24 protein-coding genes are annotated in these 22,337 nt (G+C 60.1%); 10 read left to right on the forward strand and 14 right to left on the reverse strand.

Annotation, left to right across the window (positions count from 1 at the left end):
• Positions 1-25 precede the first annotated feature (25 nt).
• The 3 genes from B9Q17_RS06865 to B9Q17_RS06875 all read right to left on the reverse strand — a co-directional run bounded on the left by B9Q17_RS06865 (position 26) and on the right by B9Q17_RS06875 (position 2,747).
• Positions 26-1,411, reverse strand: a complete 1,386-nt coding sequence (locus B9Q17_RS06865) for a PhoH family protein (RefSeq protein WP_208618762.1) — start codon at positions 1,409-1,411, stop codon at positions 26-28.
• A gap of 24 nt (positions 1,412-1,435) precedes the next feature.
• Positions 1,436-1,927, reverse strand: a complete 492-nt coding sequence (locus B9Q17_RS06870; protein WP_058340332.1) for a CBS domain-containing protein — start codon at positions 1,925-1,927, stop codon at positions 1,436-1,438.
• 82 nt (positions 1,928-2,009) lie between these two features.
• Positions 2,010-2,747 carry an START domain-containing protein gene (locus B9Q17_RS06875; RefSeq protein WP_094624643.1) on the reverse strand — a complete coding sequence of 246 codons (738 nt, stop codon included), beginning with the start codon at positions 2,745-2,747 and terminating at the stop codon, positions 2,010-2,012.
• Between the two features lie 137 nt (positions 2,748-2,884).
• Here B9Q17_RS06875 and B9Q17_RS06880 point away from each other — a divergent pair, with 137 nt between their 5' ends.
• A complete protein-coding gene (locus B9Q17_RS06880) occupies positions 2,885-3,892 on the forward strand; it encodes a DUF2804 domain-containing protein (protein WP_094624644.1) in 1,008 nt (335 codons plus the stop codon).
• A gap of 14 nt (positions 3,893-3,906) precedes the next feature.
• On the opposite strand, the gene minE is transcribed toward B9Q17_RS06880, so the two are convergent.
• The 5 genes from minE to B9Q17_RS06905 all read right to left on the reverse strand — a co-directional run bounded on the left by minE (position 3,907) and on the right by B9Q17_RS06905 (position 6,474).
• Positions 3,907-4,158 carry a cell division topological specificity factor MinE gene (minE, locus tag B9Q17_RS06885; RefSeq protein ID WP_094624645.1) on the reverse strand — a complete coding sequence of 84 codons (252 nt, stop codon included), beginning with the start codon at positions 4,156-4,158 and terminating at the stop codon, positions 3,907-3,909.
• Between the two features lie 3 nt (positions 4,159-4,161).
• Entirely contained in the window at positions 4,162-4,974 is an 813-nt protein-coding gene (gene minD / locus B9Q17_RS06890; RefSeq protein ID WP_094624646.1) for a septum site-determining protein MinD, read from the reverse strand.
• A gap of 65 nt (positions 4,975-5,039) precedes the next feature.
• The gene (minC, locus tag B9Q17_RS06895; protein WP_094624647.1) at positions 5,040-5,810 is read right to left on the reverse strand and encodes a septum site-determining protein MinC; all 771 of its coding nucleotides are present in this window, start codon (positions 5,808-5,810) and stop codon (positions 5,040-5,042) included.
• A gap of 23 nt (positions 5,811-5,833) precedes the next feature.
• A complete protein-coding gene (locus B9Q17_RS06900) occupies positions 5,834-6,196 on the reverse strand; it encodes a HopJ type III effector protein (RefSeq protein WP_058340326.1) in 363 nt (120 codons plus the stop codon).
• Positions 6,196-6,474, reverse strand: coding sequence for a DUF1244 domain-containing protein (locus tag B9Q17_RS06905; protein ID WP_094624648.1), 279 nt, complete (start codon positions 6,472-6,474; stop codon positions 6,196-6,198). Before B9Q17_RS06905 ends, B9Q17_RS06900 begins: the two co-directional genes overlap by 1 nt.
• A gap of 114 nt (positions 6,475-6,588) precedes the next feature.
• On the opposite strand from B9Q17_RS06905, the gene dinB reads away from it, so the two are divergent.
• The gene (dinB, locus tag B9Q17_RS06910) at positions 6,589-7,653 is read left to right on the forward strand and encodes a DNA polymerase IV (protein ID WP_094624649.1); all 1,065 of its coding nucleotides are present in this window, start codon (positions 6,589-6,591) and stop codon (positions 7,651-7,653) included.
• Here the strand turns inward: dinB and B9Q17_RS06915 are convergent.
• Positions 7,628-8,209 (reverse strand): phosphatase PAP2 family protein, encoded by a 582-nt coding sequence (locus B9Q17_RS06915; RefSeq protein WP_094624650.1) that lies wholly within the window; start codon positions 8,207-8,209, stop codon positions 7,628-7,630. The two genes, dinB and B9Q17_RS06915, sit on opposite strands and share 26 nt — an antisense overlap.
• Positions 8,175-9,422 carry a glycosyltransferase family 4 protein gene (locus B9Q17_RS06920; protein WP_094624651.1) on the reverse strand — a complete coding sequence of 416 codons (1,248 nt, stop codon included), beginning with the start codon at positions 9,420-9,422 and terminating at the stop codon, positions 8,175-8,177. Before B9Q17_RS06920 ends, B9Q17_RS06915 begins: the two co-directional genes overlap by 35 nt.
• 101 nt (positions 9,423-9,523) lie before the next feature.
• Between B9Q17_RS06920 and B9Q17_RS06925 the strand changes: the two genes are divergently transcribed.
• The 4 genes from B9Q17_RS06925 to B9Q17_RS06940 all read left to right on the forward strand — a co-directional run bounded on the left by B9Q17_RS06925 (position 9,524) and on the right by B9Q17_RS06940 (position 13,915).
• Entirely contained in the window at positions 9,524-10,561 is a 1,038-nt protein-coding gene (locus B9Q17_RS06925; protein ID WP_058340322.1) for an NADP(H)-dependent aldo-keto reductase, read from the forward strand.
• A 196-nt stretch (positions 10,562-10,757) separates the two neighbouring features.
• Complete coding sequence (locus B9Q17_RS06930; protein WP_094624652.1) at positions 10,758-11,111, forward strand: hypothetical protein; 354 nt, start codon at positions 10,758-10,760, stop codon at positions 11,109-11,111.
• Between the two features lie 114 nt (positions 11,112-11,225).
• Positions 11,226-13,439: an acetyl-CoA hydrolase/transferase C-terminal domain-containing protein gene (locus B9Q17_RS06935; protein WP_094624653.1), complete on the forward strand. Its 2,214-nt coding sequence runs from the start codon at positions 11,226-11,228 to the stop codon at positions 13,437-13,439.
• Positions 13,439-13,915: an FKBP-type peptidyl-prolyl cis-trans isomerase gene (locus tag B9Q17_RS06940; RefSeq protein ID WP_058340319.1), complete on the forward strand. Its 477-nt coding sequence runs from the start codon at positions 13,439-13,441 to the stop codon at positions 13,913-13,915. Before B9Q17_RS06935 ends, B9Q17_RS06940 begins: the two co-directional genes overlap by 1 nt.
• On the opposite strand, the gene B9Q17_RS06945 is transcribed toward B9Q17_RS06940, so the two are convergent.
• The gene (locus B9Q17_RS06945; RefSeq protein WP_094624654.1) at positions 13,875-14,687 is read right to left on the reverse strand and encodes a lysophospholipid acyltransferase family protein; all 813 of its coding nucleotides are present in this window, start codon (positions 14,685-14,687) and stop codon (positions 13,875-13,877) included. The two genes, B9Q17_RS06940 and B9Q17_RS06945, sit on opposite strands and share 41 nt — an antisense overlap.
• A gap of 6 nt (positions 14,688-14,693) precedes the next feature.
• A complete protein-coding gene (locus tag B9Q17_RS06950; protein WP_094624655.1) occupies positions 14,694-15,455 on the reverse strand; it encodes a GNAT family N-acetyltransferase in 762 nt (253 codons plus the stop codon).
• Positions 15,456-15,698: 243 nt separating this feature from the next.
• Between B9Q17_RS06950 and B9Q17_RS06955 the strand changes: the two genes are divergently transcribed.
• From B9Q17_RS06955 to glpK, 3 genes are all read left to right on the forward strand, one after another.
• Entirely contained in the window at positions 15,699-16,433 is a 735-nt protein-coding gene (locus B9Q17_RS06955) for a response regulator (RefSeq protein ID WP_094624656.1), read from the forward strand.
• 53 nt (positions 16,434-16,486) lie between these two features.
• The gene (locus B9Q17_RS06960; protein WP_094624657.1) at positions 16,487-18,055 is read left to right on the forward strand and encodes an ATP-binding protein; all 1,569 of its coding nucleotides are present in this window, start codon (positions 16,487-16,489) and stop codon (positions 18,053-18,055) included.
• 259 nt (positions 18,056-18,314) lie between these two features.
• A complete protein-coding gene (gene glpK, locus B9Q17_RS06965; protein ID WP_094624658.1) occupies positions 18,315-19,796 on the forward strand; it encodes a glycerol kinase GlpK in 1,482 nt (493 codons plus the stop codon).
• An 11-nt stretch (positions 19,797-19,807) separates the two neighbouring features.
• Here glpK and B9Q17_RS06970 read toward each other — a convergent pair whose 3' ends face one another.
• Together B9Q17_RS06970 and argF are read right to left on the reverse strand one after the other, a co-directional pair.
• Positions 19,808-20,881: an ABC transporter ATP-binding protein gene (locus tag B9Q17_RS06970; protein ID WP_094624659.1), complete on the reverse strand. Its 1,074-nt coding sequence runs from the start codon at positions 20,879-20,881 to the stop codon at positions 19,808-19,810.
• Between the two features lie 3 nt (positions 20,882-20,884).
• Positions 20,885-21,799 carry an ornithine carbamoyltransferase gene (gene argF, locus B9Q17_RS06975; RefSeq protein ID WP_094624660.1) on the reverse strand — a complete coding sequence of 305 codons (915 nt, stop codon included), beginning with the start codon at positions 21,797-21,799 and terminating at the stop codon, positions 20,885-20,887.
• 207 nt (positions 21,800-22,006) lie between these two features.
• On the opposite strand from argF, the gene grxD reads away from it, so the two are divergent.
• The gene (grxD, locus tag B9Q17_RS06980) at positions 22,007-22,333 is read left to right on the forward strand and encodes a Grx4 family monothiol glutaredoxin (RefSeq protein ID WP_036219402.1); all 327 of its coding nucleotides are present in this window, start codon (positions 22,007-22,009) and stop codon (positions 22,331-22,333) included.
• The last annotated feature ends 4 nt before the right edge of the window (positions 22,334-22,337 follow it).

Below are 22,337 nucleotides of genomic sequence, written 5' to 3' on the forward strand. Positions count from 1 at the left end.
ACATGGTTGGCCTCAAATGCCATGATCAGAGGTTGGCTTCAGCGAACTCCGCCAGTACCGAGCGCGGTACGCCCTGAAGGTGGATGTGGCCGCCATGGCGGAAGCCCTTGAAGCGTTCGGTCATGTAGGTCAGGCCGGAGCTCAGGGGGCTCAGGTACGGGGTGTCGATCTGCGCCAGGTTACCCAGGCAGATCACCTTGGAGCCGTTACCGGCCCGGGTGATGATGGTCTTGATCTGGTGCGGGGTCAGGTTCTGGGATTCATCAATGATGATCAGGCTGTGCTGGAAGCTGCGGCCTCTGATGTAGTTCATGGATTTGAAGTGCAGGGGCACCTTGCTGAGGATGTAATCCACGCTGGCAGTCATGTTCTCGTCGTCTTCATGCAGGGCTTCAAGGTTGTCCACGATGGCGCCCAGCCAGGGCTCCATTTTTTCCGCCTCGGTGCCCGGCAAAAAGCCGATATCTTCGTCCAGTCCCTGGGTAGATCGGGTGGCGATGATGCGCTTGTACAGCTTGCTGGCTACGGTCATTTCAATGCAGGCGGCCAGGGCCAGGATGGTTTTACCGGAGCCGGCAGAACCGGTCAGGTTCACCAGGTGGATATCCGGGTCCAGCAGCAGGTGCAGGGCCATGGCCTGGTAGATGTCCCTGGGTACCAGGCCCCAGACTTCTTCGTTCATCAGGTCGTGCTGGTGCAGGTCTTTAATCACCAGCTGATCATCGGAGATGTCTACCACCTGGCCGATAAAACCGCGCTCGTCGATCACAAACTCGTTGATGTTCAGCCTGGCCAGTTCGCCTTCCCGCTTGAGCAGGTGTTCGGTCACCCCTTCCCGCTGCACGGTTTCCACCTTGGCGATGGTGTCCCAGAAGGAATTCGGAAATTCCTTGTAGCCCCTGGGCAGCAGGTCGATGTCGTCCAGCAGTTGGTCGTTGTGATAGTCCTGGGCTTCTACGCCAAAGCCCCGGGCTTTCAGCCGCATGTTGATGTCTTTGCTGACCAGGATGATGTCGCGGGATTTGTGCCGGGCCTGTAGGGCCGCCAGGGTGTTGATGATCTTGTTGTCGTTCAGGTGTTCGGGCAGCGAATGGGTGCCGGCACCCTCGGTACTCATGATGATCGACAGGCTACCCAGTGGGTCCGCTTTTTTGCCGCGCAGAATGGGTACGCCTTTTTCAATGTCCTTCGGGCTGGCATCGCCCAGCAGTTTGTCGATGTTGCGAATGGCCTGGCGGCAGTCGGCGGCAACGGTCTGTTTGCCGGACTTCAGACTGTCGAGTTCTTCGAGGACGGTCATCGGAATGATGACATCGTGTTCTTCAAAGTTCAGGAGGGCATTCGGATCGTGGATCAGGACATTGGTGTCGAGGACGTACATCTTCTTGCGAGCTTGCGGTGCTCTGGGCATAGGGTGAGTTACCTCTCTGGTGGCTCAGTCGTTCTCGGCGCAGCGCCGGCTCAGTTCCTGGTCGGAAACCAGCTTCAGCATGTCGTAGGTAGTAATGATGCCAGTGATTTTTGAATCCCGGGTGACAAAGATCCGGTGCAGGTGTTCGCGCATCATGATGTTGGCAATGTCTCGCACCGGGGTGTCTTCGTCAACCGAGAGTACGATCGGTGTCATGATATCGCGCACTTCCACCGGTACCTTGCCCATTTCTTCGAAAATCACCATGCGCAGCCGCCGGGCTTCTTCCTGCTCTTCTTCGGTGAGCTTGGGCTGATCTCCGGAGCGGGCAGCATTCCAGCGGAATTCGGTGATGTCTTTGAGGGTGGCAATGCCGATGATATCGCCGTTGTCATCGGTTACCGGGCTGCCGGTAATTTCGTTATCGGTGAGGAATCTGGCCAGCCTGTCCATGGTCCAGTGGTGGGGGACGGCTTTGATGGTGGGGGTCATGATCTCATGGGCGAGAACAGTCATTGGCAGGCGTCTTCCATTTGCGGTGCTTTTGCTGAAAGCTTAGCCGTTCCGTGGCCTGCCGTCACCCTTGTTTGTGCCCCTGTTAGCGGTTGTCAGGCACAACGCCTTGCAGGTTGCCGTCTTCGGCCCACTCCAGCCGGTAGCCCTGATACTTTTCAGACCGAGCCACCGCTTCCAGTGCTTGCATGGATTTCACCGGGATGTCCACCAGCAGGTTGTTCACCAGCCAACCGGGCAGGGAGCCGTTGGGCTCGGTGTGCTGTACCCATACCATTTGAGTCTCTTCGCCCCGGGGCGTGAACTGGTAGAGAGTGTTGGAAACATCTACCCGCACCCGGCTGCTGTACTCTGCCCGCATGCCGGGGGTTGCGTTGAGGTCCATGATGATCTGGCCGGTGCCGGCGTCGCCCCGGGTGCGGATGCGCAGAACATAGTCCCGGTCGGTGACCGGCCAGGGCATGTCGTTGACCGAGTAGGCGTAGCGGTCGTGGAAATCTCCCTGGCCAAAGGCATAGGATTCCGAGCAGTTGAGCACCCATTCCTTGCAGGATTCCGGGTTGATCATGACCGCCATCAGGTTTTCGACAGAGGCGTCTAGTTCGGCGACGGCTTTGAAAGCCTGGAAGCCGGAACCGGGCTGGTCCATGGTGTAGATGCGTATGTTGTCGACTTCTTTCTGCAGGGCCCATTGTTCGGCGTCGATGGCCGGCAGGCTGCCTGGTTCGGCGCCAGTGGCGGAGGCAGACAGGACAATGCCGGTAACAAGGCCGGCCAGACTGATCAAGGAGGCCCTGAAGCCAAGGGCTCTGGTAAACAGCATAAGCTACACTTTGATGAGGAAGTTGGCGGCAGTCTAGCACGGAGCCCTGGCGGCCTTTGCTGCCGGAACAAGGGTTTGTGAACCAGGTAACTTACTGAATCGCCCGAGGGCGCAATTGGCCTGATCTGACGGAAAATATGACAAAACAAACACTGATCGATGCAAAAGGGCGGTTTACCCCCGGGGTTCTGGACCAGCCGGTGGAAACCATCAATTACCTGGATTACGACCTGCGTACGGTGATGGACAAGCCGCGGTCCCGGCTGGCAAAGCGCTGGCGGTTCAACCAGTTCCAGTTTGTCAGTGCCATGGCGCCGGGCTGGGTGTTCGGCATGGCGATTGTGGACCTGAAGCTGCTGGGCAGCGGGTTTTTCTACCTGTTCGATTTCGAGAGCGGGCAGATGTTCGAACAATCGTTCATGCAGCCGTTGGCCCGGCACACCGTGATTGAGCCTTTTCCGGAACACGGCGCGTCCCGCTTTCGCAAGGGCGAGGTGAGCCTTGCCATCGAGCCGACGGAGGGCGGCCGCAAGGTACAGGTGACAGCACCGGGAACAATCCGGGTAGACCTGACGCTGCAGGATACCGACCAGCCCCTGCGGCTGGTGTGCCCGGCCGGCTACAACGGCTGGGTGTTTACCCGGAAATCCGCCGGGCTGGCGGTGGATGGGGAGGTACGCTGGGGCGGGCAGGCGTGGCGCTGTGACGAGCAAACCCGGGCGTCCATCGACTGGAGTTGTGGTTTTATGCGCCGGGAAACTGCCTGGAACTGGGCCTGCCTGGCCGGTGTGGCCGAAGATGGCACATCCATCGGCCTGAACCTGGCTGCCGGGGTAAACGAAACCGGTATGACAGAAAACGCCCTGTGGCTGGATGGCCAGTGTATCAAGCTGGGGGCGGCCCGCTTTGTGTTCGACCGGTATCGGGCCGGTAGTGAATGGCGGGTAACCACCGAGGACGGCCGGGTAGACCTGGCCTTTGAGCCGGCTGGCGTGCGCAAGGAGCGGCTGAATGCCTGGGTGCTGGCGTCCAACTTCCGGCAGTTTGCCGGCACCTTTAGCGGTACGGTGATAGATGATGCGGGCAAAAAAATCCCCGTAGCCGGGCTACGGGGATTGGTGGAAGATCACTTCGCCCGCTGGTAACGCGGGCGCTGCCGTTATTTTTCCGGCAGGGTGACGTTCAGTTCCAGTACCGAGCAGCTTTCGTTACGGTCTACATCTACCTGGACCATGTCGTCGCTGATCTGCACGTATTTGCGAATCACATCCAGCAGTTCCTGCTGCAGCTGTGGCAGGTAATCCGGCATGTCGCGCTGGCCCCGTTCGTGGGCCACGATGATCTGCAGGCGTTCCTTGGCCACGCTCGCGGTGTTGTTCTTCTTGCTTCTGAAGTAATCCAGAAAACTCATCCCTTAGCCCCCCTTGAACATCCGTGAGAAGAAACCCTTTTTCTGGGCCGTCATGAAGCGGTGCTCCCGGTCTTCACCCAGCAGCCGCGCTACCGCGTCGTCATAGGCCTGGCCGGCATCGCTATTCTCTTCCAGGATCACCGGAAGGCCCTGGTTGGAGGCGTTCAGTACCACCTGGCTTTCCGGGATAACGCCCAGCAGGGGGATGGCCAGGATTTCTTCAACGTCTTTTACCGACAGCATTTCGCCACGGTCTACCCGGTCCGGGTTGTAGCGGGTCAGCAGCAGGTGTTCTTTCACTGGGTCCTGGCCCATTTCGGCGCGGCGGGACTTGCTCTGCAGAATGCCCAGAATGCGGTCAGAATCCCGTACCGAGGACACTTCCGGGTTGGTAACCACAATGGCTTCGTCGGCATAGTACAGGGCCATCTGGGCGCCGTGCTCGATGCCGGCCGGGGAGTCGCACACGATGTAATCGAAGGTCTGCGACAGCTCGTTGATGACTTTCTCTACGCCTTCCCGGGTGAGGGCTTCTTTTTCACGGGTCTGGGAAGCCGGCAGGATGTACAGGGTTTCTACCCGCTTATCCTTGATCAGCGCCTGGTTCAGGGAGGCTTCGCCCTGGATCACGTTTACGAAGTCGTAAACCACCCGGCGCTCGCAATTCATGATCAGGTCGAGGTTACGCAGGCCCACATCGAAGTCGATGACGACGGTCTTGTGGCCGCGCTTGGCAAGGCCGGTGCTGATTGAAGCGCTGGTGGTGGTTTTACCAACGCCGCCTTTTCCTGAGGTAACGACAATGATTCTAGCCAAGGTTCAATTCCTGTTTCGCAGTGGATTCGTCATGTCTTCATATGTTGTTTTTGGCTGTCACAACATCAGGCTTTGTCCAGTGGCGTTACCACCAGCAGGTCGTCCCTGAGCTGGATCTGCACAGCGCTTTTCCAGCCATTGTCCTGAAGATCTTCGGAGATTTTATAGTGTCCGGCGATGGACACAAGCTCCGCTTCAAGTGACTGGCAGAATACCCGGGCACTCTCGGCACCGTGGATACCGGCCAGTGCCCGCCCGCGCAGGGGGCCGTACACGTGAATATTGCCTGCGGCCAGTACTTCGGCACCTGCCTGCACCGGCGCCAGGATAATCAGGTCTCCCTCCGGGGCATACACCTGCTGGCCGGAACGCACCGGCTGGCTGATGATGCGGGCCGGGGCCGGTTCTGCGGTTGACAGCGCAGCGGCCGGCGTTTCAGCCACCGGGGCCTCTTCGGCCGCAGCTTCCGGTTCCGGGGCTGCCGTTTGTGGCTTTTCGCGTACCGTACCGCCTGGCAGCAGGGCCAGGGAAGCGCCCCGGGCCAGTCGGCGCTGGTCTTCATTGCCGGCACGAACGCCAATCACGTGGATGTTGTGGCGGCGACACGTACCGATGATCTTGAAGAAATCCAGTTCGCTGTCCAGGCCTTCGTATTTTTCCAGGCTGATGATCAGCGGGATGTCTTTGAAGAAACCCGGTGCCTGGCTGATCTTGTCCCGCAGGTTGGCTTCGAACTCATCGTTGTCGAAGTAGTAAAGCTCCAGGGCCGTCAGTGAGACGTTTGCGCTTTTCAGCTGGAAACTCTGTTTTACCCCGGAGGTGGCGGTATCGCTCATGAATAGCAGTCTTCCCTGGTGTTTTACGAGTTGGTTTCGTTTCTCGGGCGCAATGGCTGGCCGTCAAAGCGGATTCCGGACCAGCCGGTACTGATGAACTGGCGGATGTTGCCGTGGCTGTCGCCGGCCGGGTCGCCCAGTACCTGCTGGTAGTGCTGGGCAAACAGCTGCAGGGTATCGGCTTCGTTCAGGTTGCAGTACTGGCCCAGGGCAAACACCCGGCAGGAACCGGCGTTCTCGCCGGCCTCGTTACGCAGCGGACCGTTGTTGAAACCGGTGGGCTGGAACTCGAAGTGCTGGTCGATCAGCGCCAGGGTGTCGTCAAAACTGGCGTGGCCGCCCTGCAGTGAGGCCAGGTGAATGCGAACGGCTTCAGCAGCGTTCATTATTTGTGGTCCTGTTTCGGGCCGGTCTGGTACTTCGCTTTCCAGTCTTCGTAAGGCATGCCGTAGATTTCTTCACGGGCGGCCGGGTCTGTGATCTCGAACCCGCGTTCGGCGGCTTCGGCGCGGTACCACTTGGACAGACAGTTGCGGCAGAAGCCGGACAGGTTCATCAGGTCGATGTTCTGTACGTCGGTGCGCTCGCGCAGGTGCGCAACCAGGCGGCGGAAGGCGGCCGCTTCGATTTCAGTGCGATCATTCTTGGGGATGGGATTAGTCATGGAGCCTCACAGTGATGTACCGGGTTATGTTCTGGGTTTCCTGACATTCTCGGCATGTTACCGTAAGATACAAGGCTGTATAAACGTACAGATTGTTAACGTGAGCCTGCCTGTATGGCCCAGCGCAAGATCATCCATGTAGATTGCGACTGTTTTTACGCCGCTGTCGAGATGCGTGACGACCCGTCTTTGCGGGACGTTCCGCTGGCTGTGGGCGGCGCCGGCGGCCGTGGTGTGGTGACTACCTGCAATTATAAGGCCCGGGCTTTTGGCGTGCGCTCGGCCATGCCGGGCAGCGAAGCCCGGCGTCTGTGCCCCGGGCTGGTGATGGTGCCACCGGACCTGGGCAAGTACCGGGCGGTTTCCCAGCAGGTGATGGCCATTCTTCGTGATATGACCGACCTGGTGGAGCCGCTGTCGCTGGATGAAGCCTTCCTGGATGTCTCCGACATTACTGACCATAAAGGCAGTGCCACCCTGATGGCCCGGCACCTGCGGGAGCGGGTGAAGCGGGAGGTGGGGATCACCATTTCCGCCGGGGTGGCACCAAACAAGTTCCTGGCCAAGATTGCCAGCGACTGGCGCAAGCCTGACGGCCTGTTTGTGATCACGCCGGAGGAGGTGCAGGCGTTTGCAGAGGCGCTGCCGGTGGAAAAACTGTTTGGTGTGGGCCAGGTAACGGCAGGCAAGTTGCACGCGCTGGGGGTCGAAACCTGTGGTGATATGCAGGCTTTAGGCGCCGATGTGCTGATCGAGAAATTCGGCAAACAGGGCTACCGGCTGTTCGAAATGGCCCATGGCCGGGATGAGCGCCGGGTGGTGGTGTCGCGGGTGGCGAAATCGGTCAGCGTAGAGCGAACCTTCTCCCAGGATTTGCCGGGCAAGGAGGCGTGTGAATCGGTGATGCCGGCGCTGGTGGCCGATCTCAACCTGCGCCTGGCCCGCAAGGGCCGGGACAAGCCCATTCACAAACTGTTCGTGAAAATCCGTTACAGCGATTTTTCGACTCACACCCTGGAGCGGGTGCGGGACACGGTGGCGGAACCCGCTCCGGAGGATTACCAGCCGTTACTGGATGAGCTGGTCAGCAACCGGGATCGGCCGGTGCGGTTAATGGGGGTAGGGGTGCGCTTTCGGAACGACGAAGCGCCGGTTACCCAGCTGCGACTGTTTGACTGAGCTGCAGCAGATCGCCGAACAGCTGTACCGAAGTCCAGCCCATCAGGCCGCCAATCAGGGCGCCGGCCGCCACGTCACTCGGATAGTGCAGCCCCAGTACCACCCGGGAGGCGGCTACAGACAGGGTAAATGGCAGGATGGCCCAGGCCAGCGCCGGCAGGGTGGCAAACAGCATGGCCTGGAAACACACCGCGTGCAGGGTGTGGCCCGACGGGAAGCTGTAGCGATCCAGTGGGGGTGTAGCGCAGTTGATGGCCGGGAAAGAAATAAATGGCCGCTCGCGGATCAGCCAGTGCTTGAGGCCTTTATAGCTAATGGTGCAGGTCAGCCCGGTAAACGCCATCAGTACAGCGATGTTCTGGCCGTGGGCCGGTGCCATAAAGGGAATAGAGAGAATCAGTGCGTACCAGAACCAGCCATCACCCAGCCGGCTGACCAGCTGGAAGTAGCCTTTTACCGGCCGGAAACGAATGGTGCGGTTGATGGACTGGCACAGGGCGTATTCACGCTGGTCGGCCAGTTCAAAGAGTCTGGATGCTTTGCTTGTTGACGCCATGGTATCGGGCCTGTGCAGGTTGGTTGAGTACCAGTTGTTCGAATTGTTCTATCTGGCTGTGCCAGCTCAGCTCCAGTGCGTCCAGCCGGGCCTGGGCCCGGATCCGTTGCAGCAGGCTGGGTTGGTCTGCCAGTCGCAGGGCGTTGTTGATAAAGCTTTCGTCTTCGGTGAGCGGCGCTTTCAGGCCGTTCTCCTCGTGCCGGATGTGTTCCGCCGCAGCGGCATCGTCAAACGCCACTACCGCCAGGCCGCTGGCCATGGCTTCCAGCACCACGTTGCCGAAGGTGTCGGTTTTGCTGGGGAACAGGAACAGGTCGCCGGAGGCATAGTGCCGGGCCAGATCGTCGCCTTGCCGGGTACCACAGAAAATGTAGTCCGGGTGTCGCTCTTCCAGCTGTCGCCGCAGTGGCCCATCGCCCACCAGGATAAATCGGGCGTTGGCATGCAGGCCTTTGATGCGCTCGAAGCAGGCCACGGCTTTGCGGATGTTTTTTTCCAGTGCCAGGCGCCCCACATAGAGCACGGCTTTGTCGTTTTCGCCCAGGCCCCAGCCCTTGCGCAGGCCTTCATCACGCTTGTGGGGAGTAAAGCGCTGACAATCCACGCCCCGGGCCCACAGGCCGGCGTTGGTGATGCCCATGCTGCGGGTAACCGCCTGCATTTTCCGGGTTGGCACCAGGGTCAGGGCCGTGCGGTTATGGAACCAGCGGCCGTAGGCGCACAGCAGGCGTTCCAGTGCGCCCACGCCGTAGTAGCGGGAGTAGCTGTGAAAGTTGGTGTGGAAGCCGGAGATGACGGGGATCTGCAGTTTTCGTGCGGCAGACACCGCGGCAATCCCGAGGGGCCCCTGGGTTGCCACGTAAACGGCATCCGGCCGGCGGTTCTGCCACAAATTCTTCAGGGTGGAGGGGCGGCACAGGCCGAACTGCAGGTCTTTGTAGCCGGGCAGGGGCAGGCCGGAAACAATCAGCTGCCGGGAACACAGGCCGTCGCCGTTACAGTCGAACAGGCCGTTGCCTTCCCGGCGCTGGCCAGGGCGAACCACCGTAACCGCATGCCCACGCTGCACCAGCCCCTGGCACAGGTGCTTCATGGTGTTGGCCACGCCATTGATTTCCGGCGGAAACGTCTCGGAAACAATGGTAATGTGGTGCGCGCGCCGGTCAGTTGGCGGGAGTTCTGTCACGGCTTGTCCTGAAGGTTTTTCTGTCATGCCTCCACTATGGAAACCGGCCATGACAGTAATGCGACAGCCCTGTGACAATCCCTTTACGTATTGTGGTTACTGATCTCTCATGCAAACGAGGAGAATTCATGCAAACGCGAAAACTTGGAAACACCGACATTGATGTCAGTCTGATTTGCCTGGGCACCATGACCTGGGGCGAACAGAATACCGAGCAGGAAGCGTTTGAGCAGCTGGACTACGCCACCGGCGCCGGCATCAACTTTATCGACGCCGCCGAGATGTACCCGGTGCCGCCCCGGGCTGAAACCCAGGGCCTGACCGAAACCTACCTGGGCAACTGGCTGGCCAGCCGGGGCAAGCGGGATGACCTGGTGATTGCCAGCAAGGTGGCAGGCCCCGGCAATGGCCTCGGTTACCTGCGTGGCGGCCCCAGGCTGACCCGGGATCACATCCGTGAAGCCTGCGAAAGCAGCTTGAAGCGCCTGCAAACGGATTATATCGATTTGTACCAGGTGCACTGGCCGGATCGCAGCGCCAATTTCTTCGGCAAGCTGGGTTATGTGCGCAACCCCAGTGAAACCATGACGCCCATCGAGGAAACCCTGGGTGCCCTGGACGAGCTGGTCAAAGAGGGCAAAATACGCCACGTGGGCCTGTCGAACGAGACGCCCTGGGGCACCATGGAATACCTGCGGCTGTCACGCGAGAATGGCTGGCCCCGGGTGGTGTCTATCCAGAACCCGTACAGCCTGCTGAACCGTTCGTTCGAATCCGGACTGGCCGAATTTGCTCACCGTGAAGGCACCGGGCTGCTGGCGTATTCGCCGCTGGCCTTCGGCATGCTTACCGGCAAGTACCTGGGTGGCAAGTGGCCGGAAAAGGCGCGGCTGACCCTGTATGAGCGTTTCAGCCGGTACACCGGAGAGCATGCTGCCGACGCCACCCGGGCCTATTGCGAACTGGCGCACCAGAATGGCCTGTCGCCAGCGCAGATGGCGCTGGCCTGGGTAAACAGCCGGGAGTTTGTTACCAGCAATATCATCGGCGCCACCAGCATGGAGCAGCTGAAGGAGAACATCGGTTCTGCCGAGATTAACCTGAGCCAGGACCTGGTCGCTGCGATTGAGGCGATCCACGCCGAGTTCACCTACCCCTGCCCGTGATCGGTGTTGCCCGGGTAACCGGGCAAATGTTACAGAATGCAAAATAACTGATCATTTCTTGACAAAAAAGTGCCGTAAATGCGCCAGATTGCTGGCGCATTTGTGTGCAAATTCACATCAATTTCATGGATAATCACTAGACTTTCGTACAGTAGCCTTTCGGCCAAATAAACGACCCCAGGTTTTTTGTTTTGTCATGATTATTCGTCTGTTTCTGATTCTTCTGGCGCTTAACCTGGTTGCCTTCGCGGTGCGCGCAGAGGCGACCGAGCCGGTGTTGTCCGAGCCTATGCTGTCGGAGCGCATGATGGCCGAGCGTGATGGTGCCATGTCGCCCGAAGATATCTACGAATTCCAGGAATGGATGTCTGGCGATGTTGAAGAAGGCCGCAGTGATGCCTTCGCAGCCATTGGCTCCAGGCTTCTGAGCCACGGCCTTGTGCGCTCCCGCAATTCCGGTAAATCCTACGCATCTGACGGTGCCCAGGCTGACCACGGTATTGCCCTGCTCAATGAAGGTGCGTGCCTGAACCTGCGCTGGAATTTCTGATCCCCTTTTTTGCCCCTCCTTTCTGCCGTTTCTCCTGATCTGACGCATTGTCAGCCTCGTTTGCTCGTGTGATCATCACGACTGTTGAGATTCTCATCGAACGAGGAGCCGGAAATGGCCGAGCAGAACGGAATCTATTCCGATAACGCAAATGACTGTGTAGACCGCGTGATCGAGCGGGTAGGCAAGCGGATTACCCTCGGGTTGCCGCTCGGGCTGGGCAAGCCGGTGCGCTTTGTGAACGCCCTCTACCAGCGCGCCAAGGACGACCCGGAAATCCAGTTGCACATTGTCACCGCTTTGTCCCTGCTTGCGCCGGAAGGCAGCTCCTCCCTTGAAAAACGCTTTATGGGCCCGTTTGCACGGCGGCTTTACGGCAACATTCCCGAGCTGGCCTACGCCCGGGATGTGACCAACAACCGGTTGCCGGCAAACGTGACCGTGTCTGAATTCTTCTTCAAGGCCGGCAGTTACCTGAATAACCGGGACCAGCAGCGCAATTACGTATGCACCAACTACACCCATGCGGTGCGTGACCTGATGGCCCAGGGCATCAACGTGATCGGCCAGTTGATGTCGCCGGGCGCCGAACACGACAGGCCCGGCGAGTTGAGCTTCAGCTGTAACCCGGACCTGACGCTGGATATCCTGCCTTTGATGCGGGAGCGGGAAGCGCAGGGCACCCCGGTGGCCATCGTGGGCGAAGTAAACAGCAACCTGCCCTGGTTCGGCCACGACGCGGCGGTGCCCGAGAACCAGTTCGATGTGGTGCTGGCAGATTCCAGAACCGATTATCCCCTGTTTTCAGCACCCCAGATGGCGGTCAGCCCCGCCGACCATATGATCGGCTTTTACGCCAGCACATTGCTTAAAGATGGTGGCACGCTTCAGGTGGGCATCGGTTCCCTGGGGGCCGCGCTGGTGCACAATGCCATTCTGCGCCACCACAGCAATGACGCCTGGCAGGCGGTGTACAAACACCTGAACGTGGCGGAAGAGTTCCCGGTGGCCAGCGAGTCTGGCGGTACCGGCCGCTTTGACGAGGGACTGTACGGCTGCAGCGAAATGATGGTGGACGGCTTTCTGTACCTGATGCAGGAAGGCATCCTGGAGCGGGAGGTGTTCGACGACGCCCGCCTGCAAGAGCTGATCAATCAGGGCGATATCAGCGGGCAGCCTTCGCTGGATATGCTGGATGCACTGCTCAAGGAAGGGCTGATCGAGTCACCCCTTCGGGCCCGGGACCTGCAGTGGCTGATCCGCTACGGGGTGATCCGAGCCGGTGTCGAGTTACGCGGCGGGCGACTGGTTCTGGATGAACAGCTATCGGTTCAGGCCGACCTGGCCGATGCGGAAACCCGTCAGGCACTGGCAGAGCATGCCCTTGGGGACAAACTGGCGGGCGGCATTGTCATGCACGGCGGTTTCTATGTGGGCCCCGAGAAGTTCTACCAGGCCCTGAGGGAATTGCCCCCGGAGCAGCGGGACCGCGTATGCATGACCAGCGTGAACTATATTAACCACCTGTATGACCACCGCTTCGGTAACCAGCGGCTGAAAGCCGCCCAGCGGGTTCACAGCCGGTTTATCAATTCTGCGATGATGTACACACTGAACGGCGCGGCGGTGTCTGACGGCCTGGCCGATGGCCGCGTGGTCAGCGGTGTGGGTGGCCAGTACAACTTTGTCTCCATGGCCCATGAGCTGCCGGGTGCCCGGTCTATCCTGGCCCTGCGGGCAACCCGTGTATCCCGCGGCGAAACCGTTTCCAACATCGTCTATAACTACGCCCACTGCACCATTCCCCGGCACCTCCGGGACATTGTGATCACCGAATACGGCATTGCTGACCTGAGGGGCCAGAGCGACGAGCAGGTGATGCTGCGGCTGATCCGCATTGCAGATGCCCGTTTCCAGGAAGGGCTGCTGAAACAGGCCAAGCAGGCCGGCAAGGTGCGGGCTGACTTCAAGATACCGGCACACTGGAAAGACAACACGCCGGCGGCCGTGCGTAACGCCATGAATGCGGCGGGTGAGGGCGACTGGTTCCCGGCCTTCCCGTTCGGCCGGGATTTCACCGACGAAGAACTGACACTGGGGAAAGCCCTTAAGGGGCTGAAGGCCGCAACCGGCTCCCGTCGTGGTAAACTCGCCACCCTCTGGCAGGCCCTGCGGGCCGAGGATGAGGAAGGTCGCTACCAGGCGCTGCTTGAGCGCATGGGGCTGCAGCGGCCCTCCGGGTTGCGGGAAAAGCTGGACCGCAAGCTGGTCATCCACGGCCTTGAACGCCTGGAAACTCCGACACCGACAGGAAAGCCGAAAAACTGATGCAAGCACAAACCCCGCAAGAAAAGCCGGAAGTCTTTACCGTCCACTATGTGCTGAAAAACCGCATTGGCGAACTGGTGGATACCTCGGAAGGCAGCGAGCCGCTGCACTTTCTTTATGGTTCGCCAGAGATTATCGAAGGTATCCAGGAAGCGGTGAAAGACCGCAAGGTGGGAGACTGCCTGGAAGTGACGATTCCGCCGGAGATGGCCTACGGTGAATACCGGGACGAACTGGTACGCAAGGTGCCCCGCTCGCTGTTCGAAGGGGTGGAAAACCTGGATGTGGGTATGCGCTTCCAGACCAATTCCGGTGACGAAGCCCAGGTGGTCCAGGTGGTCGCGATTGACGGCAACCTGGTGAAGGTTGACGCCAACCACCCGTTGGCAGGATTCACCCTGTATTTTGACCTGGAAATCGTCGGTCGCCGCGAGGCTACGGAAGACGAGATAGCCCAGGGCCGGCCGTTGTTCTGACCGGCAGCGGTTCGCAGGTATCGAATTCGCCGGAATGAATCCGCTTCAGGCCGGCGCTGATCTCCTGGTGGATATGACGGCTAAGTTCGTTCACCGGCTGGTCTGCCGTGACCGGCGGGTGAAACACGATCTCGATGCAGGTTGGCGGCAGGCTGAGCAAGCGCACCAGGTGCCGCTGGAAGCTGTCGTCACCTACAAAGGGCGCAACCGGGTCTGGCCGCTGGTTACGCCGGTAACCGATGGTGACCGGCTGAACAGGAACCCCGGCGTCCCGCGCCGCAGTCAGCAATAACCCGTGCATCGGCAATACTGCAAGCCCGGAACTGGTGGTGCCTTCCGGGAACACCAGGACCGATTCCCCCGCCTGCAGGTGCTCCACCATTGTTTTCTTTATTCTCCGTGCCTGGCCGCCACCGCGTTTGATAAACAGGGTGCCGGCCTGCCGGGCCAGCCATCCGATCACCGGCCAGTTGCCAACTTCAGCCTTGGACAGAAACCGCAACGGGGTGAGGCTGCCGAGTGCCGGAATGTCTGACCAGCTGATGTGATTGGCTACGTACAGGGCATTGCCGGAGGTTGGCTGGCCGTGCACCTGTACCTGCCAGCCCAGGCACCGGCAAGCCTGCCGGAAACAGAAGGTGGCCCAGGGGTTCTTGTCTGTGGGCTGCTTCCTGACCCGGTCGGCTGCTAACAAAGCCAGGGTCAGCACACAGGTGCCACACAGGAACAGGGCGAAGGCCAGCAACCGGGTGGCCAGTCGAATCCCGCTCATCGCAACTCAGGCCGGTTTGCGCAGGAAGTGCCGGCTGTAGCGGCCGGCCAGGTTGCTGACTTCCAGCAGTACCAGTACATCCGCACAACGGAACTCCGGGTCCCAGCAAGGCTCGCCGCAGACCTTGGCGCCCAGGCGCATATAGGCCCGGATGAGCGCGGGGATGTCTTCGGTTTTGTGGGTTTCCGGATGGGTCAGGTGGGGTAGGGGGCGCAGCGGAGTAACCCGGCACTCAGGCGCAGATAAATACTGCTGCTGCAGGTGTTGGGCAATGCGCCAGGCCCGGCCGCCACCGTCCGCCATGCTGATGCTGGCACAGCCGATCAGGTAGTCGACCTGTCTTTCGGTGAGGTACTCGGCAATGGCCGCCCACAACAAGGTTATGGTGCCGCCATTGCGGTAATCCGGGTGCACACAGGTGCGGCCCAGCTCGGCCATGGTGCCGGGCAACTGGCCCAGGGCGGCCAGGTCAAACTCTCCGGCCGAGTAGAATCCGCCGATGGCAGCGGCGTTCTGCTGGTGCAGGATTCGGGTGGTGGCAACGGGTTCGCCGGTGTCTTCGTCCGTGACGATCAGGTGATCACACACAGCGTCGTAGGCATCGGCATCCAGCCCCGGAACCGTGGCGCCCAGGTCGCTGCCGTATTCCTCGGAAAACACCCGGTAACGCAGGCGCTGGGCGGCCTCTACCTGGTCCGGGCTGCGGGTCAGGCTGATTTTCAGGTTACGGCCGCGGCGTGGTTGCGTGCGTGCAGTTTGTGCGGTCATGGCGTTGCCTCGTTGTTTCTTGTTCAGGTCAAGGCTATGAACCGCGTATGACAGGCCGGTGACTTACCGGTGACGTGTCTGTGACAGCCGCAGGGGTGTGGTAAAAAGCGGAACTGTGTCACAAGCTGTAACCCCTTGCCGGTTCCATGTATATTTCTGAATAGCATGTATAATTGCTGTAACTGAACGTTGCCTGTATTGTCAGGGGCTGTAACCCCGAACAACGGTCACATAACAACAGAGATGGATGGCGTGGAGCAGACAAACGAGAGTTGGCGAATCCTGATCGTAGAGGATGACGAGCGGCTGGCGGATCTTACCCGCGAGTATCTTGAGAGCAATGGCCTGACGGTCTCTCTGGAAACCCACGGTGGCGCCGCCGTTGAACGTATCCGCAATGAGCAGCCGGATCTTGTGGTTCTGGACCTGATGCTGCCCGGAGAAGATGGCCTGTCGATCTGCCGGCGGGTTCGACCTTACTATTCCGGCCCGATCATCATGCTGACTGCCCGCACTGACGACCTCGACCAGGTTCTGGGCCTTGAAATGGGCGCTGATGACTACATCGGCAAGCCCGTTCAGCCCCGGGTTCTGCTGGCCCGGATCCGCGCCATGCTGCGCCGGGTAGAGAACACCCCGATGGCGGCTGAGGAAAACTCCGGCGAAGAACCTGTGCGTTTGCAGTTCAATGACCTGGTGGTGGACCGCTCCATGCGCGAAGCCTGGCTCAATGAACAGAGCATTGACCTGACCAGTGCCGAGTTCGACCTGCTTTGGCTGCTGGCCAGCAATGCCGGCCGGGTACTGAGCCGGGAAGAGATTTTCACCGCATTGCGCGGCATTGAATACGACGGCCAGGACCGCTCCATTGACGTTCGTGTGTCCCGCATTCGCCCGAAAATCGGTGATGACCCGATACACCCGCGCCGTATCAAGACTGTGCGCAGCAAAGGCTATCTGTTCGTTAAAGAAGCCTGATCGCCCCAGGCGCCGCCCGTTCGGGGCGGTGCCGGTTACCAGGGTTTGTTTCCATGTCCCTGAAGTTCTTCCTGAAAATCTACGCCCGACTGCTGGCCATCACCGCTGCAGTGCTGGTGCTGTGTGTGCTGTTGTTCAACGGCATCAATTCCGTGCGGGGCCAGTACTGGCATGAGCAGGCCGCCGAGCCGCTGATGCGCTGGCTGGCGGCGGTTCCTGACCCGGCCCGGCAATACCACTGGATGCCTTCGCTGTTCGGCCTGCACACGCTGCTGCCAGAACAGTTGCAAGATGCCCCGGTACTGGCTGAACGCCTGGCCTATGGCCAGGTGGTCGCGGAGCCGGCGGGCACCGGCTACCGGTTTTTTGTGCGTGCCGGCGACGGCAGCATTCTCGGCCTGGCGCTGGAGCAAACCTACCCGGAACTTACCCGTGCGCTGGCCCTGCTGGTGCGCTGGCACCTGGATACGGCTAATCCGCAGCAGCTGAACCATGTATCCGAAGAACTGGGGCAATCGCTGAATGTGTCTATCGGGCCATTGCAGTCAGCGGATCAGTTACCGGACCAGGCGGTGTTGCAGGACCTGGGCGACCGCGGCTTTTCGGTGTTCCATGAGGGGCGCCGTGCCAGTGTGCTGCTCCGGTTGTCGGAGGGCGACCTGGTGCGAATGACCATGCCGGCGCCGTTCAATCCCTGGGGCTGGCCAATGCTGGTGCTGCTGGCTGCGGTGATTGGTGGTGTGCTGGCTCTGGGCCTGTATCTGGGATTACGTTTTGTGGATGGTCGCCTGCGCAAGGTCGAGGCGGTGGCCGTGCGTATTGCCCGGGGGGAGATGGGCGCCCGGGTGGAATCCGAGGCCGGTACGCTGGTGTCCCGCCTGGCCTCTTCGTTTAACGGCATGGCAGAACATATCCAGCGCCTGGTGCAGGTGCAGCGAGAAATGATCCACGCGGTGTCCCACGAGCTGAGAACGCCGGTAGCACGTATCCGCTTCGGTGTGCAGATGATCGAATCGGCCAGTTCCCCGGAGACCATGGAAAAGCAGTTGTCCGGTATCGATGGTGATATCCAGGAGCTGGACGAGCTGATTGACGAGATTCTCACCTATGCCCGGCTCGAGCAGGGCGGGCCGGTGTTCAGCCTGCGGGAAGGCTCGGTTACCGATATTGCCCGGCAGGTGGTGGAGGAGCAACGACAGATCCGCGAAGGCATCAACATTGAGTGCCGTATTGATAAGGCTTCTGAACGTTGGGCGCTGGCGGACATGGAGCCCCGCTATATTCACCGGGCCATCCAGAACCTGGTTGGCAACGCTGCCCGCTACGCCGACAGCCGCGTGGTGGTGAACTGCCAGCTGGATGAAAATACCTGCCGCATCGATGTAGAAGACGATGGCCCCGGCATTCCCGAACAGGATTGGGAGAAAGTCTTCACCGCCTTTGCCCGCCTGGATGACAGCCGTACCCGAACTTCCGGCGGTTATGGCCTGGGCTTGTCGATTGTTCGCCGCATACTTTACTGGCATGGCGGGCAGGCGTTTCTGGGCCGTAGCGACGAGCTGGGCGGAGCCCGGTTCAGCCTGGTCTGGCCCCGTCGTAAGCCGGTGGACTCAGTTTTGTGAACCAGTGCTCGCGGCCTCACCAGATGTAACAAACCTCTACAGAACCGCTACTGAACCCGTGGGGCGGCTGGTCAATAATCGAAAACGTAAGGGATGACTTTTGAGGTTGTAGTTCTTACGAACTTTCCTTGTTTCATTCGTCATTTGAGGGCCGGTCTTTTCCGGCCCTTTTTTTTGCTTCCGGTTTTTGTCCCTTGTATCTGTTCCCCTCCACACAGCCCCGGCTGGTAGAATCTCCTGAAAACAACAGGAGAGTTAGATGTCCCGTTATCTCTTAGCCATTGATCAGGGCACCACCAGTTCCAGAGCGATTGTCTTTAACGAAACCGGTAACCAGGTTGCCGTGGCCCAGCAGGAATTCCATCAATACTTTCCGAAAGATGGCTGGGTAGAACACGATGCCCGGGAAATCTGGGACAGCACGCTGACGGTTTGCCGCGGTGCGCTGGACAAAGCAGGCCTGCAGGCGTCAGACCTGGCGGGAATCGGCATTACCAATCAGCGGGAAACCACCATTATCTGGGACCGGGCGACCGGAGAGCCAATCCATCACGCCATTGTCTGGCAGGACCGTCGCACGGCCTCTCTGTGCACCAAGTTGCGGGCCGATGGCTACGAATCGCTGGTGGTGGACCGCACCGGATTGCTGATAGACCCTTACTTCTCTGCCACCAAGATTGCCTGGTTGCTGGACAACGTGGAAGGTGCCCGGCAAAAGGCAGAGGCAGGCGAGCTGGCGTTCGGTACGGTCGACAGCTGGCTTTTATGGAACCTGACCCGGGGCGAAGCCCACCGCACAGATGCCACCAACGCTTCCCGAACGGCCCTGTTCAATATCCACACCCAGGATTGGGATGACGAGCTCCTGAAGCTGTTCCGGGTGCCTGCCGCGCTGATGCCCGAGGTGCTCGACAGCGCGGATGAGTATGGCCAGACCGCCGAGGAATGGCTGGGGGCAGCGGTACCGGTTGCCGGCATTGCCGGTGACCAGCATGCTGCCCTGATTGGCCAGGCCTGTTTTGAGCCCGGCATGGCCAAGAGTACCTACGGCACCGGCTGCTTCCTGATGCTCAATACCGGCGACAAGGCCTTGCGCTCGGAAAACCGCCTGCTGACCACCATGGCTTACCGGCTCAACGGCAAGCCCTGCTACGCCATTGAAGGCAGTATCTTTGTGGCCGGTGCTGCCATGCAGTGGTTGCGGGACGGCTTACAGCTGATTGCCCACGCCAGCGAATCGACCAGCCACGCCGAGGCTGTGGGCGCCGACAATGCGGTGTACCTGGTGCCAGCCTTCACCGGGCTGGGCGCGCCCCATTGGGATCCGAATGCCCGCGGCGCCATTCTGGGTCTGACCCGGGATACCGGCATTGCAGAAATCGTGACCGCCGGCCTGCAATCGGTCTGTTACCAGACCAAGGATCTTGTGCGGGCTATCCGTAACGACGGTGCCCGGCTGGAGTCCTTGCGGGTGGACGGTGGCATGGCGGTGAACGACTGGGTTATGCAGTTCCTGGCCGACATCCTGAATGTACCGGTAGACCGGCCCAGGGTGACCGAAACCACGGCACTGGGGGCGGCCTACCTGGCCGGATTACAAACCGGTGTGTTCGAGAACCTGGAGCAGATTACCGGAATGTGGGAATGTGAGCGCCAGTTCCGGCCGGATATGAAACCGGCTTTGAGGGAATCCCTCTACGCCGGCTGGCTGGATGCTGTGGAGCGGGTGTGTAATAACTGAGCGCGACCGACTCAGGCGGTGCGCTCGAAAGCGATCAGGTGGTCGGCCTCGACCCGCACCGGCACCTGCTCGCCAATGTGGAAATCCAGGTGGCTGCGGAACAGAACTTCAAATTCGGTGTCTTCCGAGCACCGGAAACGGTACAGGGTAGAGGTGCCGGCAAAGGTCTTTTCCACCACTTTGGGCTTGAGGTCGGAGTGTTCATCGTAAACGATGTCGTCGGGCCGGATCAGCACGTCTACCAGGGTTCCCTCTTGCCACTTGTAGGCACGGTTACCATGAATAATGCCCAGCTCGGATTCGATGATATCCGGCCCCAGGGCCTTGCCGGGGATGAAGCCGCCCTGGCCGACAAAGCTGGCCACAAAGCGGTTGGAGGGTTCATGGTACAGGTTGTAGGGCACGTCCCACTGCTGGATCTGTCCGCTTTGCAGCACGGCAATCTGGTCACACATGGCAAAGGCTTCCTGCTGGTCGTGGGTGACCAGGATGGCGCTGATGCCCAGTGTTTTCAGGATTTCCCGCACGTCCAGGCTTAGCCTGCGGCGCAGGTCGGTGTCCAGGTTGGAGAACGGCTCATCCAGCAGGATCAGGGTAGGTTCCGGAGCCAGGGCCCGGGCCAAGGCCACCCGCTGCTGCTGGCCGCCTGACAACTGGTGCGGATAGCTGTCGGCAAGGTCCTGCAGGTGCACCAGGTTCAACAGTTCCATGACCTTCTGGCGGCGCTCGGGCTTTTTCAGGTCTTTCAGGCCAAAGCCGACGTTATCGGCAATGGTCAGGTGCGGGAACAGGGCATAGTCCTGGAAGACCATGCCGATCTTGCGCTTTTCCGGCGCCAGCGTGCGGCCGGGCAGGCTGATGGCCTGGCCCTGCAGCTGGATTTCGCCATGGCTGATGGGCAGAAAACCGGCCAGGGCCCGGAGAATGGTGCTTTTGCCGCAACCACTGGGGCCAAGCAGGCAACCGATATCGCCGTGGCTGAGGGCAAAGCTGACGTCCCGCACCACGGAATCGCCGCCGTAACCACAGGACAGGTTGTTCACTTCCAGTAACCAGCCGGAAGCCGGTGCCGGTGTATTGACCATGGATCAGTCCAGACGGTTCAGAATGAGGAATTCGAGCAGGGCTTTCTGGGCATGCAGGCGGTTTTCGGCCTCGTCCCATACCACAGAGCCGGGATGCTCCATCATGTCGGCGGAAATCTCTTCACCCCGGTGGGCCGGCAGGCAGTGCATGAACAGCGCATCCTTGTTGGCCTGGCTCATCAGTGCAGGGTTGATCTGGTAGTCCCGGAATGCCCGCTCCCGGGCCTTCTGTTCGTGTTCCTGGCCCATGGAGGCCCAGACGTCGGTTACCAGCAGGTCGGCGCCGGTGGCCGCTTCGCCCGGTGTGCGGTATACCGTCACCCGGTCGGCGTGGTCGGCCAGCAGTTTCGCATCCGGCTCGTAGCCTTCCGGGCAGGCTACGTTCAGGTGGAAATCAAACTGTGCTGCCGCGTTGATGTAGGAGTGGCACATATTGTTGCCATCGCCAATCCAGGCCACGGTAGCACCCTTGATGCTGCCCCGGTGTTCCCGGTAGGTCTGCATGTCGGCCAGCAACTGGCAGGGGTGGAAATCGTCTGTCAGGGCATTGATGACCGGCTTGCTGGAGGCAGCGGAAAAACGCTCCACGGTTTCATGAGCGAATGTACGTATCATCACCGCATCCACCATGCTGGAGATCACGATGGCAGAGTCTTCGATCGGCTCGCCACGGCCCAGCTGTGTATCACGGGGTGACAGGAACATGGCAGAGCCGCCCAGCTGGGCCATGCCCGCTTCGAAAGACACCCGGGTACGGGTGGATGATTTTTCGAAGATCATCGCCAGGACTTTGTTTTTAAGGGAATCTCTGACGTTGCCCGCACGCCAGTCCCGGCGCAGGCGGGAGGCATGGTCCAGCAGGTCTTCAAGTTCGCTGGTGGACATGTCATTCAGTGTCAGGAAATGTCTTACTGCCATGGAAGGCCCCTTCAAGGAAACTCCGGAACGGATTGGTTCTGAAAAGGGCATCAAGTCTAGCCCTTCGCAACCGCTATGACAACGCTGCCCGGCAGGGCTTGCTCCGGATCAACCGGAGCCGCTTGGTGTGCGCTCCGGCAGGTGTGTACAATAGCCAACCAGAGCCGGAATGCGGCGCCCCCTATTTTCAATCAGAGGTGTATGTTCATGGACATCAATGAAACCATTAAAAGCCAGCTGGAAGAGAACCCGGTCATTCTGTACATGAAGGGTACTCCCCAGGCTCCGCAGTGTGGCTTTTCTTCCCGTACCGTCCAGGCCCTGATGGCGTGTGGCGAGCGTTTTGCGTTTGTAAATATCCTGGACAACCAGGAACTGCGTGAAGCCCTGAAAATCTACTCCAGCTGGCCGACCTACCCGCAGCTGTACATCAATGGCGAACTGCTCGGTGGCTGCGATATCGTCCTGGAGATGGCCGAAAGCGGTGAGCTGGCCAAGGTTGTTAAAGATGCGGTAAAGCAGGCCGAAGCCTGATCTG

This window comes from Marinobacter vinifirmus (assembly GCF_002258215.1).
Classification (GTDB): Bacteria; Pseudomonadota; Gammaproteobacteria; order Pseudomonadales; family Oleiphilaceae; genus Marinobacter; species Marinobacter vinifirmus.

What these genes read in the sequence shown, in the direction of transcription:
- B9Q17_RS06865 (WP_208618762.1), bottom strand. Translation starts at nt 1,411, where the DNA reads ATGCCCAGAGCACCGCAAGCTCGCAAGAAGATGTACGTCCTCGACACC.
- B9Q17_RS06870 (WP_058340332.1), bottom strand. Translation starts at nt 1,927, where the DNA reads ATGACTGTTCTCGCCCATGAGATCATGACCCCCACCATCAAAGCCGTC.
- B9Q17_RS06875 (WP_094624643.1), bottom strand. Translation starts at nt 2,747, where the DNA reads ATGCTGTTTACCAGAGCCCTTGGCTTCAGGGCCTCCTTGATCAGTCTG.
- B9Q17_RS06880 (WP_094624644.1), top strand. Translation starts at nt 2,885, where the DNA reads ATGACAAAACAAACACTGATCGATGCAAAAGGGCGGTTTACCCCCGGG.
- minE (WP_094624645.1), bottom strand. Translation starts at nt 4,158, where the DNA reads ATGAGTTTTCTGGATTACTTCAGAAGCAAGAAGAACAACACCGCGAGC.
- minC (WP_094624647.1), bottom strand. Translation starts at nt 5,810, where the DNA reads ATGAGCGATACCGCCACCTCCGGGGTAAAACAGAGTTTCCAGCTGAAA.
- B9Q17_RS06900 (WP_058340326.1), bottom strand. Translation starts at nt 6,196, where the DNA reads ATGAACGCTGCTGAAGCCGTTCGCATTCACCTGGCCTCACTGCAGGGC.
- B9Q17_RS06905 (WP_094624648.1), bottom strand. Translation starts at nt 6,474, where the DNA reads ATGACTAATCCCATCCCCAAGAATGATCGCACTGAAATCGAAGCGGCC.
- dinB (WP_094624649.1), top strand. Translation starts at nt 6,589, where the DNA reads ATGGCCCAGCGCAAGATCATCCATGTAGATTGCGACTGTTTTTACGCC.
- B9Q17_RS06915 (WP_094624650.1), bottom strand. Translation starts at nt 8,209, where the DNA reads ATGGCGTCAACAAGCAAAGCATCCAGACTCTTTGAACTGGCCGACCAG.
- B9Q17_RS06920 (WP_094624651.1), bottom strand. Translation starts at nt 9,422, where the DNA reads ATGACAGAAAAACCTTCAGGACAAGCCGTGACAGAACTCCCGCCAACT.
- B9Q17_RS06925 (WP_058340322.1), top strand. Translation starts at nt 9,524, where the DNA reads ATGCAAACGCGAAAACTTGGAAACACCGACATTGATGTCAGTCTGATT.
- B9Q17_RS06930 (WP_094624652.1), top strand. Translation starts at nt 10,758, where the DNA reads ATGATTATTCGTCTGTTTCTGATTCTTCTGGCGCTTAACCTGGTTGCC.
- B9Q17_RS06935 (WP_094624653.1), top strand. Translation starts at nt 11,226, where the DNA reads ATGGCCGAGCAGAACGGAATCTATTCCGATAACGCAAATGACTGTGTA.
- B9Q17_RS06940 (WP_058340319.1), top strand. Translation starts at nt 13,439, where the DNA reads ATGCAAGCACAAACCCCGCAAGAAAAGCCGGAAGTCTTTACCGTCCAC.
- B9Q17_RS06945 (WP_094624654.1), bottom strand. Translation starts at nt 14,687, where the DNA reads ATGAGCGGGATTCGACTGGCCACCCGGTTGCTGGCCTTCGCCCTGTTC.
- B9Q17_RS06950 (WP_094624655.1), bottom strand. Translation starts at nt 15,455, where the DNA reads ATGACCGCACAAACTGCACGCACGCAACCACGCCGCGGCCGTAACCTG.
- B9Q17_RS06955 (WP_094624656.1), top strand. Translation starts at nt 15,699, where the DNA reads ATGGATGGCGTGGAGCAGACAAACGAGAGTTGGCGAATCCTGATCGTA.
- B9Q17_RS06960 (WP_094624657.1), top strand. Translation starts at nt 16,487, where the DNA reads ATGTCCCTGAAGTTCTTCCTGAAAATCTACGCCCGACTGCTGGCCATC.
- glpK (WP_094624658.1), top strand. Translation starts at nt 18,315, where the DNA reads ATGTCCCGTTATCTCTTAGCCATTGATCAGGGCACCACCAGTTCCAGA.
- B9Q17_RS06970 (WP_094624659.1), bottom strand. Translation starts at nt 20,881, where the DNA reads ATGGTCAATACACCGGCACCGGCTTCCGGCTGGTTACTGGAAGTGAAC.
- argF (WP_094624660.1), bottom strand. Translation starts at nt 21,799, where the DNA reads ATGGCAGTAAGACATTTCCTGACACTGAATGACATGTCCACCAGCGAA.
- grxD (WP_036219402.1), top strand. Translation starts at nt 22,007, where the DNA reads ATGGACATCAATGAAACCATTAAAAGCCAGCTGGAAGAGAACCCGGTC.